Here is an 11,567-nt window from a genome sequence, read left to right as displayed (position 1 = left end):
TATTCCTATCATATGAGTCCTGCACCTAAAGCAAGTGAAATCATTATCAGCATGATTGCAACCGTCACTTGTAAAAAGTGTAATGTGACTTTTTTCAAAAGTTTATTACCTAAAAATGATCCAGCAATTCCCGCTAGTGTTGCACAAATTACCAAAGTCAAGTTGTCGGTCAGTCCTGTTTTTGTAAACCTTGTTGCATAAACGCTCAATCGGGTAAAGTCCACAAAAGTTGAAACCACAACCGCCGTTCCTATAAATGCTTCTTTTGAAAGGCCTGCTTTTATTAAAAACGCACTTCGTAAAGCGCCTTGATTACCTGAAAGTCCACCAAAAAAACCACTTAACGCGCCACCAATGGGTAATTTGTCCTTACCGAATTGTAAATTATTGAAGTATGGAATAAGATCTATGCTTGCGAATATAATAAGCAAAATGGAAATGATAAATTTTACAGGGTAAACTTCAAAGTGCTTTCCATATGCATCATAGGCGAACAATGGTTGCAGGTCGGTTATATTTAATAAAACCCAAGAACCAGCAATAGCGGCAACTACGGCAGGAATGCCAAAACGCAACAACACGTCTTTGTTTGCATTACGCCCCACCAAAAATAGTTTGAAAATATTATTGAAGAAATGAACGACTCCTGTTAGGGCGATTGCTAATTCAACAGGAAAGAAAATCATAAAAACAGGTGTCAGGATTGTTCCAAGTCCGAAACCCGAAAAGAATGTAAGAATGGCAACGAAAAATGCTACTAATGGTATAACTACTATTTCCATTTAATTTTTTTGGATTATTCAGTTCATTATCAACCGACCAGTAACCACCGCTTTTAATTAATAAAAAAATACAATCAAGTAACATGGTCCAATCCGTTCTACTTCCATGCATCATTTCACAAAAACCTTGATTGGCGAAAATATCTGCCTTTTTGGTTACAATGGCACAAGCAATGAAGTCATTCTAATGATCTATATCAAACGATAAGCGAAGTTAATTTTTTAATACTACAAAACCAATATGTTATATTTACATATAGAAGTTTTCAACAAAAAAACATTCTAAATATATTTCAGAACCACACTTTATTATTTATAAATAATAATCTGAATTTTTGTAAAAAGCAAAATTATAGAATCAAAATTGAGTCCTTTTAAATTATAACAAAAGTTTCATCATAATATCGGTTTGTATATCACTTCCCAATACAAAAACGTGCTTATCAAAAATAATGAACCCATTTTTAGTATAAAACTGAATAGCTTTAAAGTTCTTTTCCCAAACGCCCAACCACACATATTTTAAGTTTTTTTCTTTGGCTATTTTTAAAGTTTCTTCAAAAAAAGCTTGTCCAATTTTCTTTCCTTGAAAAGCATGTAGTACATATATGCGTTCTATTTCAAGGCTTTGGTTATCTTGTAGTTCTGTTTGAGCTTCACCAAAATTTAATTTTAAATACCCTACAATGTCGTTGTTTATTTTGGCAAAGTAGAATTGAGAATTTGGCGTATTAAACTCTTTGGTTAATTGTGCATCGCTAAAACTGTCGTTAAGAAATTTTTTAATATCCGACGCAGTGTTTTGTGCATTAAATGTATCATAGAATGTTTGTCTACTAATATTAAATAGATGGTTTAATTCCGAAACGTGGACTTTTTCTATTTTAACAGCACTAAAAGTCATTTTTGTAACCAGGTATTTTGAGAATCACTAAACCTTTAGCGTCGTTTCTTTTTAACACCAACTTGCTTCGATTTAATACGCACAAAAATGAGTTTATGGCGACTTTTAGGGTTTTCACGTTGCTCCAACTCAAAAATATCAATCGATTTTATTAAAGGTGTCAGCTTTTCAAAACCAAAATTTCTGGAATCGAAATTGGGCTGCTTTTTTTGTAGTAGACTACCAACATCGCCAAGAAAAGCCCAACCATCATCATCCGACACATCCAAAATAGTGGTTTTAATCAATTCAATATCTTTTTGGGTTATTTTATCAACGCTGTCTTTAACGGCATCAATATCTTTATCTTGTCTGTCGGCTTTATTCTTTAATATTTCAACATAAATAAATTTATCGCAAGCCACAATAAACGGATTTGGGGTTTTCTTTTCGCCAATACCAATGACTTGCATACCGGCTTCCCGTAATCTGACAGCCAATCGTGTAAAATCACTATCACTCGACACCAGACAAAAACCATTTACTTTCCCCGAATACAGTACATCCATGGCATCAATAATCATGGCAGAATCGGTGGCATTTTTTCCGGTGGTGTAACCGTATTGCTGTATAGGTGTTATGGCGTTTTCAAGTAAAAGGTTTTTCCATTTTGATAGGTTGGGCTTGGTCCAGTCTCCATAAATACGTTTAATGGTTGGATTGCCATATTTGGCGATTTCTTCCATCATTTCTTTTACGTGTGCCGATGGGATATTATCGCCATCAATAAGTACTGCTAAATTTATATTTGTGTCCATGGTATTTTTGTAGTATTCAATAGTGAGTATGCAAAAGTGTGTTACGAACTCGTTTAAACTTTTCTCAATTGGCTAAAAATTGTCCTTTTGCACTCGCTTTTAGTCTTTTCTTCCTTCCGTAGCCTTGCTATGCAACTCAAAAAAGCCTTCAACCGAGCTAAAATGACTAATTTTCGCTTCAATGAAAAAGCTTAAATGAGTTCTATGCAAGTAACCCACAGAATAGCGAAGTTAAGTTTTATAAACCAAAAAAGGAGTTTATTTTGTTTTCTTTTTAGGTTTGCTCGCCTTAGCCAATGGGTTAAAAGCTAAGCATACATCGAGCCAATACGATAAATCATCATCAGCATCAAAACCTTCGGGAGTTACAAAAATATAACCTTTCATGGGCCGCCCTGTAAAATCCATTGGTAGGCAGTTTGGTTTTTCAAGTTCGGCTTCATAAACAGCTTCTCCAATGCGTGCCATGAGTAAATTATCGCCAAATTTTTTATCGAAATGAATACCGCAAAGCATTTTATTATCCACTTTAAAACACAAACCACCCATCATGTTTAGTTCTTCAAAAAGAATGTGTTTTTCTTTAAGTTGCTGGCGAATTCTATCGGCTAAAAATGCATCGTAAGCCATCGTATTATCTTTTAAATAAACTCATAAACCTTCTGGCTAAATCATAAACAAAGTGATTGGTGCGTGCGTAGTAAAACGAGATAAGACAAACTACAATAACAAATAGGGCAGCACCAAAAATAGCTTCCCAAGGATTTAAAGATTGGTTGAAGAAACGTTTTAAACCATAGCCGGTAAAACTCCCGTAAAGAATAATGAAATGTATCACATACATAGATAAGGTTTTTTCACCTATTCTAGAAATTATAGATTGTTTTAAATAACGTTCCAACGTATAAAACAAGCCAAAAAGCACCAAAACATTACCCATTCTAATAAATAAATAGTTAAAACTGGCACTTCTATATAACAATTCATATTCTGTGACTTTATGCAGATAGAATAGAAAATCTGTAGAATAAAAAATCAATAAAAAACCAACTATAAAAAATGTTATAATGGTAAATTGTTTAAACCGATTACGATGCGCATGCCTAAAGAATACGGTAGATAAAAACGCCCCAAATGCCGAATAACCGAACCATGGCAAAATAGTAAATACCGAGCCATTAACTTTAGTCATGTAATTTGCAAAAAAAAGAGGAACGTCATCGATAACCAAATCTCTATACAGCGGCTCCGATAAAAAGCAAGCACAGCCAATGCCAAAAAGGACTATGGAAAATATATAGCTATGGTTTTTAAATATGGAATACAGGAAAACCAATAGTATAAGTGACAAACCAATACATTGCAGGACATCTATAACCAAAAAATACGGACTAAAATACCCCGTAAACCAGCTTATCAAATTAACACGTAAACTATAGCCAATAAGTAACAGTAAAAATCCTCTAAATATTCCTTTTTTTATTCGTTTTCTATCGTCACCTTTTGCGTTTGCCCGCAGCAATAAATAAGTAAAAACCAATCCCGAAATGGTAAAAAACACAGGAGCTGTAATACCCCTAAAGTAGGACCAAACATTATAGGCTGTATAAATAGGATTTCTGTAAAGAGGATCTAATAGCGTATCTATAAAATGCCCTTGGAGCATCATTAAAATAGCAAATGCTCGAACGGCATCAATAAAATATAAGCGGTTAGTATGCAATCCTAAATTTAGTTTTTAAGGGTAAATATACTTCTAAAAATTATAATTCAGTAAAGCTTAGATAATATATTTATGTAATTATATTAAGATATTCTTAATAAATAAAGTAATCTTTTGAAAATCTGATATAATACATAATGCAACTGTTGCTATTTATTAATCTTAATAAGCAACTAAGGATAAAAAAGGTAAAATTAATTAGATTTAAAAGGTAAATATTATATTAGCTGTTTTGTTTCCCATTTTGCCTATAGGTAAAAAGGTAGCTAAATGGTGTTTACTAACAGTGATGATTATTTGTTGAATCGTTTAATTGCTTAATCGTTTAATCATTCATCGTTAATCATTCATCATTATTGATTAATAAGTACAACATATTTATAGATGCTTTCATCGACATAAAAAATAGGCAGTAAAGCACAGGATGGAATAAAACATAAAAAGTTATTTATTTGACAAATACTTTTTAATATTGAAGCTTGGTAAAATAAATTAACTATATAAATTAACCTTAAAACTCAATAATATTAACTAACTAAATAAAAACAAAACATGACAAAAAACAATGCAAAAGCCTATTGGAAAGAAAACATTAAATACCTGTTCATACTTTTAACCATTTGGTTTTTGGTATCATATGGTGCAGGCATCTTATTTAAAGATACCTTAAATCAAATAAAAATGGGAGGCTTCAAATTAGGATTTTGGTTTGCACAACAAGGCTCTATATATGTGTTTGTTGTTCTCATATTTGTGTACGTTCGCCTAATGAATAAACTTGATAAAAAATATGGTTACGATGAATAGTTTATTTATAGAAGCGTCTATAGGGGTGCAAAATTGGACGTATATTATAGTAGGTATTACTTTTACACTTTATATTGGAATAGCCATTTGGACAAGAGCAGGCTCTACCAAAGAATTTTATGTAGCTGGTGGTGGTGTTTCTCCATTAGCGAATGGAATGGCAACTGCAGCCGATTGGATGAGTGCAGCATCATTTATATCCATGGCAGGGATTATTTCTTTTGCAGGATATGATGGCGCAGTATATTTAATGGGATGGACAGGCGGTTACGTACTTCTAGCTTTATTATTAGCACCTTATTTACGAAAATTCGGAAAGTTTACTGTACCCGATTTTATAGGGGATAGGTATTACTCCAATACAGCACGTACTGTAGGTGTCATTTGTGCGCTTTTAGTATCCTTTACTTATGTGGCAGGACAAATGCGAGGCGTAGGCTTGGTATTTTCCCGTTTTTTGGAAGTCGATATTAATACAGGCGTTATTATAGGGATGCTTATCGTATTATTTTATGCCGTACTTGGCGGTATGAAAGGTATTACCTACACACAAGTAGCACAATACTGTGTGCTTATTTTTGCTTTCATGATTCCCGCTATTTTTATATCTATTCAAATGACAGGAAACCCCATTCCACAGTTAGGATTTGGCGGTAAATTGACTGATGGTTCAGGAATGTATTTATTGGATAAATTAGATGGTTTAAGCACGGAGCTTGGTTTTGCCGAATATACGGAGGGTTCAAAATCTATGATAGACGTGTTTGCCATAACTTTAGCATTAATGGTAGGTACAGCAGGTTTGCCACATGTTATTGTACGCTTTTTTACAGTTAAACGCGTAAAAGATGCCCGTAAATCGGCAGGCTTGGCGTTATTATTAATTGCTATTTTATATACAACAGCACCGGCTGTTTCTGTTTTTGCAAGAGCAAATATGATCGAAACGGTGTCTAACAAACCCTATGCAAATGTACCCGAATGGTTTAAAAAATGGGAAACCACTGGTTTAATTGTATTTGATGACAAGAACAACGACGGACACATTCAGTATTTAGCTGATGTTTCAAAAAACGAATTGGTTGTAGATAATGATATTATGGTGCTTGCAAACCCCGAAATTGCCAATCTACCCGATTGGGTGATTGCTTTAGTAGCAGCAGGTGCTTTGGCAGCAGCCTTATCAACAGCAGCAGGCTTGTTATTGGTTATTTCATCTTCGGTTTCACACGATTTAATCAAGAAAATGATCAATCCAAACATTTCAGAAAAAGGCGAATTAATTGCTGCACGTTTTTCGGCAGTAGTTGCTGTTTGTGTAGCAGGATATTTTGGAATTAATCCACCAGGATTTGTAGCAGCTACGGTTGCCTTAGCGTTTGGTTTGGCAGCAGCGTCCTTTTTTCCAGCCATTATTTTAGGAATTTTTTATAAAAAAATGAATAAAGAAGGCGCCATTGCTGGTATGGTAGTCGGTATTTTATCTATGCTGTTTTACATGGTTAAATTTAAGTTCGATTGGTTTGGCGGTGGCGGAAAAGCCGATTGGTGGTTCGGAATTTCACCTGAAGGTTTTGGAACTGTAGCCATGATTCTTAATTTTATTGTATCCATAGTTATTATGAGATTTACACCAGAACCTCCACAGGATGTACAGGATATTGTTGAAAATATTCGTATACCTAATGGTGCTGGTGAAGCAATAAGTCATTAATTAACAATTGACAATTAACAATTAACAATTGACAATTAACAATTAATGATTAATGATTAATAGTTAACGATTAAACAATTAAACAATTACACAATTAAACCAACTCATAAACAAATCAACAGAAAACAAAGATGAGTAATTACCATATAAAACATTTAGAAGAATACTATCAAGTTTATAGAAAATCGATAAGAGAACCCGAAAATTTTTGGGAAGAAGTAGCCGAAGAACATTTTGTTTGGCGAAAAAAATGGGATCATGTATTAAGTTGGGATTTTACCAAACCTGAAGTAAAATGGTTTGAAGGCGCAAAACTTAATATCACCGAAAACTGTATTGATAGACATTTGGCAACCCGCGGAGATAAAACTGCTATTTTGTTCGAACCAAATAACCCCGATGAACCTTCAGAACATATTACGTATAGTCAGTTGCACAAACGCGTCAATCAGTTTGCCAATGTACTTAAAGCACAAGGCGTTCAAAAAGGTGACCGCGTGTGTATTTATGTGCCTATGATTCCAGAACTTGCTATTTCAGTTTTGGCTTGCGCACGCATAGGTGCTATTCATTCAGTGGTGTTTGCAGGGTTTTCAGCAACTGCATTATCGACAAGAATTAACGATAGCGATTGCAAAATGATTATAACTTCCGATGGGTCGTACCGTGGTGCAAAATCTATCGACTTAAAAGGCATTGTAGATGAAGCTTTAGAAAAATGCCCTGGTGTGAAAACAGTTTTAGTAGCAAAACGTACAAATACCGAAGTTACCATGAAAGAAGGGCGTGATTTATGGTTGCAGCCCCTTTTAGACGCTGCTTCAACAGATTGCAAAGCCGAAATAATGGATGCCGAAGATCCGTTGTTTATTTTATACACATCGGGTTCAACAGGGCAGCCAAAAGGTATGGTACATACCACGGCAGGCTATATGGTTTACACCGCTTATACGTTTAAAAATGCATTTCAATACCGAGAAAACGATGTGTATTGGTGTACTGCCGATATTGGTTGGATTACTGGACATAGTTATATCGTGTACGGTCCCTTAGCAAATGGTGCGACTACCGTTTTGTTTGAAGGAGTGCCTAGTTATCCGGATTTCGGACGCTTTTGGCAAATTGTGCAAAAACATAAAGTGACCCAGTTTTATACCGCACCAACCGCTATTCGAGCTTTAGCAAAACAAGGGGTTGAATTGGTAGAACAATACGATTTATCATCCTTAAAAGTATTAGGAAGTGTTGGCGAACCGATTAATGAAGAAGCATGGCATTGGTACAACGATGTTATCGGAAAAAATAAAAGCCCTATTATAGATTCTTGGTGGCAAACCGAAACAGGAGGGATTATGATAACGCCTATACCGTATGTAACCCCAACAAAACCAACCTATGCGACGTTGCCATTTATTGGAATACAACCAGCATTAATGGACGAACATGGTAACGAGCTTAAAGGCAATCAAGTAGAAGGGCGTTTGTGTATTAAATTCCCATGGCCATCGATAGCACGTACTATTTGGGGAAACCATGAGCGGTACAGGGAAACCTATTTTACGGCTTTTGAAGGCAAATATTTTACTGGTGATGGTGCCTTGCGTGATGAAGTTGGCTATTACCGTATTACGGGTAGGGTCGATGATGTTATTATCGTTTCGGGACATAATTTAGGAACAGCACCTATTGAAGATGCCATTAACGAACACCCAGCAGTAGCAGAATCTGCTATTGTAGGCTTTCCGCACGATATTAAAGGAAGTGCTTTATATGGCTATGTTACATTAAAAGATACAGGTGAGAGTAGGGTTCATGATAATTTACGCAAAGAAATAAACCAACTTATTTCCGATAAAATTGGACCCATAGCAAAACTAGATAAAATACAGTTTACACAAGGCTTACCAAAAACACGTTCGGGTAAAATTATGCGACGTATTTTACGCAAAATAGCTTGTAAAGACACCAATAATTTAGGTGATACCAGTACGTTGTTAAATCCAGAAGTGGTACAGGATATTATGGATAATGCGTTGTAATGCGTAATGTGTTATCGATTTAATAATTAGGGCCTTGCTGATAAAGTTAGGCCCTAATTATTTCTATACGTTTGATGAATTGAATAATGAATAATTAATGATGAAAGATAATTCGGAAGTTTTTCATTGTTAGTACCTTGCTTTTTTTAACAATAATCAATAAAATTACCTATCCAATATATGATTCCAATTTAAATGTCTGTGCTTATTTAATCGGGCAATGGTTTTTAAGAAAACCAGGGCAGTTATTAGAGCATCACCAGTGGCAGTATGGCGGTCCACAGTAGGAACGTTTAGTTCTTTTGCCAAATCGTCTAACGAATACGATTTGTCTTTTTGCCTATAAATAATATGAATGGACTTTTTGTATAAAACACCAGTGTCTATAAACTTGTTTTTTAGCTTACCTAAGCCGTGCCTTAAAAGCATTTCATTAACCATGTTTCTATCAAAATTAGCATGGTGCGCTACTAAAATATCGCTTTTAATGTATAGTAAAAAGGCTTTTATGGCTTCCAGTTCCGATATTTTTTCTTGAGAACCTGTTTTCATTAACCCATGAATTTTTACGGTTTCGGGCTTAAAAACATCTTGGTCCAAATAGAGTTCCAAACTGTTGTTTACCTGAATGGTTTTCCCAACAAAAGACACTGCACCAATAGATAATATGCGGTCTTCTTTTTTATCGAATCCAGTGGTTTCGGTATCAAAAGCTACAAATCGGGTGTTTGTAATAGGAACATTTTTATTTTTTTTAAAAGAGTCGATGTAATCGTTCCAAAAATCGGGATAATCTTTTTTCTTCTTAAATAACCAATCAAAATTCATCTGTTGCCATATTACATAAAGTTTTTTAAATCAAATCTCATTTTTAAGGTTTCCTGAATTTCCTGAATAGGTTTAAAACAACGTCTTAACTTTAGTTTTTCTTCTTTTGTAAGCGTTTCCAATTCAATAAATTTTCCGGAGTTATTATGTAATAAACCTTGTTTTGTTTTAAATTTCAATAAGGCCTTAAAGGCATACGCACCCGATTCGTAAAGTTCTTTATTGTTGGGTTCTATTTCGGCGAGCTTTTGAAAACGTTCAGATGTATTGTTAATGCCTTTTATATTGTTGCTTAAAATAAGTAATCTGGCAGCATCTATTAAAGGCATTAAGGCCCTACTTTTTATATTAAAGAGGTCTTTTTGTTCACCACTTTCTTCAACTAAAAATTGTTTAAAAAAGCCAAGAGGCGGTGGGTTTTTAAGGGCATCTCTACCTAAAAACTTGAAGAAGAGCGAGGTTTTACTTAATGTTTTGTAAATAGTGTTTGAAAGCTCGTCAACCAGCGTTTCATCGCCATAAACACAGTTATAATCAAAAAAGATGGAGGCTAATAAAATGGCTTTTTCATCAGGATTTAAAATCCAGTTTTCAAATTGTAATTTCCATTCTGTTATGGATTTACACCACTCTATATTACTCGCCATCATATCTGCTTCGCAGTATTCAAATCCGATTTTGTTTAACGATTTGGTGACTAATTTGGCTAATTCTAAAAAATAAGCTTGGGTTTCTGGATAGTTCTCTTTCTGAACATCCTGAAAAACAATGGCATTATCTTGATCTGTAAAGAGCAATTGCTCTTTCCTGCCTTGGCTACCTATAGACATCCAAGAGAAAGCTACTGGTGGCGGTGTAGGCATTTTTTTTATAGCCAGTTCGATCGCACGAATGGTAACGGCATCATTAATTTGGGAAATGATTTTGATAATGTGCGAAATAGGAATATTCTGTTCTAAATAGTTTTTTAAAAGTGTATTGGCTTTAAGCCTGGCAGTTCTTAATTTTTTGCTGCGTTTGGCGCGTTTTATTTCTTTTAGAATAACCGAAGGATTGTTACCTAAAGTTACCAAAACATCATGATGCGTTAATACGCCAATAAGCTTAGAGTTTACCGTACCGTCTTTGGTTATGCACAAATGCCCAATATTATGTTTAATCATTTGTAACTGACCATCGGCTACCGTTAAATCTTTTTTATTGGTGATAACCGGTGAACTCATAATATTGGAAACGGGCGTCTCTATAGGAAATAATCCCGTTGCAATTTTGTTTTTTATGTCGCTATTTGTAATGATACCCACAGGTTTTATGTCTTCGTCTACAACAATAATACAGCCAATTTTATAGGTACTCATTTTTATGGCTGCATCTTTTAATGACGACTTAAAATCGCATGTAATGGGGTTTTTAGTATAGTTAGCTGTTTGAAAACTAACAACATCCTGTGACGTGCTGGGTATGTAATCGGCAAAAATCTTACCAGTTTCTTCGGCTGTATAGGGGTCGTATGCATTGGTTGCAAATGCCGTAATTAAGAATTTATAAACACTGGCATTATTGCTTGTAACAGACTGAAAGGCGTCTATAGGAATGGCATATACAATGGATTCTTCGTTGGCCGTTGCAGTAAGTTTGTAATTTTCTTTTGCAATAAGTGGGCGTACACCAAAAATATCACCGGCATCACTTATGTTTACTATTTCCTGTACGTTGTTATTGTTGGTGTGAAATGAGGTAATGGCACCATTCCGTACCATGTAGAAATATTCGTTAAAAGCATCGCCTTTTTTAAAGAGTGTGTCACCTTTTTCTAAATAAACAATAGACACTTGTTGAGAGATTTCCAACAAATCATCCTCTTTTAAAATATTAAAGGGGGGATAGTTTTTTAAAAAATCATAAACACGTTCTGCAATAGAGTTCTTCATGTGTCTTTTTTAAAGTTATAAGGTTGAGTAAGTTAGAAAGGT

Annotated in this window: 10 protein-coding genes; 3 read left to right on the top strand and 7 right to left on the bottom strand. The window is 34.6% G+C overall.

What is annotated here, in order from left to right; genetic code table 11:
• Window positions 1–8 precede the first annotated feature (8 nt).
• The 5 genes from ACGLWY_RS17010 to ACGLWY_RS16990 all read right to left on the bottom strand — a co-directional run bounded on the left by ACGLWY_RS17010 (window position 9) and on the right by ACGLWY_RS16990 (window position 4,206).
• Entirely contained in the window at window positions 9–782 is a 774-nt protein-coding gene (locus ACGLWY_RS17010; RefSeq protein WP_396620873.1) for a TSUP family transporter, read from the bottom strand.
• Window positions 783–1,161: 379 nt separating this feature from the next.
• On the bottom strand, window positions 1,162–1,686 hold the full coding sequence (locus ACGLWY_RS17005) for a GNAT family N-acetyltransferase (RefSeq protein ID WP_396620872.1): 525 nt from the start codon (window positions 1,684–1,686) through the stop codon (window positions 1,162–1,164).
• Between the two features lie 35 nt (window positions 1,687–1,721).
• Window positions 1,722–2,483 (bottom strand): NYN domain-containing protein, encoded by a 762-nt coding sequence (locus tag ACGLWY_RS17000; RefSeq protein WP_396620871.1) that lies wholly within the window; start codon window positions 2,481–2,483, stop codon window positions 1,722–1,724.
• 258 nt (window positions 2,484–2,741) lie between these two features.
• Window positions 2,742–3,113 carry an RNA methyltransferase gene (locus ACGLWY_RS16995; protein ID WP_396620870.1) on the bottom strand — a complete coding sequence of 124 codons (372 nt, stop codon included), beginning with the start codon at window positions 3,111–3,113 and terminating at the stop codon, window positions 2,742–2,744.
• Window positions 3,114–3,117: 4 nt separating this feature from the next.
• Complete coding sequence (locus ACGLWY_RS16990) at window positions 3,118–4,206, bottom strand: heparan-alpha-glucosaminide N-acetyltransferase domain-containing protein (RefSeq protein ID WP_396620869.1); 1,089 nt, start codon at window positions 4,204–4,206, stop codon at window positions 3,118–3,120.
• A gap of 552 nt (window positions 4,207–4,758) precedes the next feature.
• Here ACGLWY_RS16990 and ACGLWY_RS16985 point away from each other — a divergent pair.
• From ACGLWY_RS16985 to acs, 3 genes are all read left to right on the top strand, one after another.
• Window positions 4,759–5,013, top strand: coding sequence for a DUF4212 domain-containing protein (locus tag ACGLWY_RS16985; protein WP_117178186.1), 255 nt, complete (start codon window positions 4,759–4,761; stop codon window positions 5,011–5,013).
• Between the two features lie 19 nt (window positions 5,014–5,032).
• Window positions 5,033–6,727 carry a sodium:solute symporter family protein gene (locus tag ACGLWY_RS16980; RefSeq protein WP_396620933.1) on the top strand — a complete coding sequence of 565 codons (1,695 nt, stop codon included), beginning with the start codon at window positions 5,033–5,035 and terminating at the stop codon, window positions 6,725–6,727.
• A 131-nt stretch (window positions 6,728–6,858) separates the two neighbouring features.
• Window positions 6,859–8,766: an acetate--CoA ligase gene (gene acs / locus ACGLWY_RS16975; protein ID WP_396620868.1), complete on the top strand. Its 1,908-nt coding sequence runs from the start codon at window positions 6,859–6,861 to the stop codon at window positions 8,764–8,766.
• 165 nt (window positions 8,767–8,931) lie between these two features.
• Here acs and ACGLWY_RS16970 read toward each other — a convergent pair whose 3' ends face one another.
• Complete coding sequence (locus tag ACGLWY_RS16970) at window positions 8,932–9,594, bottom strand: exonuclease domain-containing protein (RefSeq protein ID WP_396620867.1); 663 nt, start codon at window positions 9,592–9,594, stop codon at window positions 8,932–8,934.
• A gap of 11 nt (window positions 9,595–9,605) precedes the next feature.
• Window positions 9,606–11,525 (bottom strand): DUF294 nucleotidyltransferase-like domain-containing protein, encoded by a 1,920-nt coding sequence (locus ACGLWY_RS16965; protein WP_396620866.1) that lies wholly within the window; start codon window positions 11,523–11,525, stop codon window positions 9,606–9,608.
• Window positions 11,526–11,567 lie beyond the last annotated feature (42 nt).

Origin of the sequence: Mariniflexile sp. HMF6888 (assembly GCF_044335535.1) — a bacterium.
Lineage (GTDB): Bacteria > Bacteroidota > Bacteroidia > Flavobacteriales > Flavobacteriaceae > Mariniflexile.
This window is presented reverse-complemented; position numbering and strand designations above follow the sequence as displayed.

Excerpts from the sequence above, each read along its gene's own strand:
- ACGLWY_RS17010 (WP_396620873.1), bottom strand. The coding sequence starts at position 782 with ATGGAAATAGTAGTTATACCATTAGTAGCATTTTTCGTTGCCATTCTT.
- ACGLWY_RS17005 (WP_396620872.1), bottom strand. The coding sequence starts at position 1,686 with ATGACTTTTAGTGCTGTTAAAATAGAAAAAGTCCACGTTTCGGAATTA.
- ACGLWY_RS17000 (WP_396620871.1), bottom strand. The coding sequence starts at position 2,483 with ATGGACACAAATATAAATTTAGCAGTACTTATTGATGGCGATAATATC.
- ACGLWY_RS16995 (WP_396620870.1), bottom strand. The coding sequence starts at position 3,113 with ATGGCTTACGATGCATTTTTAGCCGATAGAATTCGCCAGCAACTTAAA.
- ACGLWY_RS16985 (WP_117178186.1), top strand. The coding sequence starts at position 4,759 with ATGACAAAAAACAATGCAAAAGCCTATTGGAAAGAAAACATTAAATAC.
- acs (WP_396620868.1), top strand. The coding sequence starts at position 6,859 with ATGAGTAATTACCATATAAAACATTTAGAAGAATACTATCAAGTTTAT.
- ACGLWY_RS16970 (WP_396620867.1), bottom strand. The coding sequence starts at position 9,594 with ATGAATTTTGATTGGTTATTTAAGAAGAAAAAAGATTATCCCGATTTT.
- ACGLWY_RS16965 (WP_396620866.1), bottom strand. The coding sequence starts at position 11,525 with ATGAAGAACTCTATTGCAGAACGTGTTTATGATTTTTTAAAAAACTAT.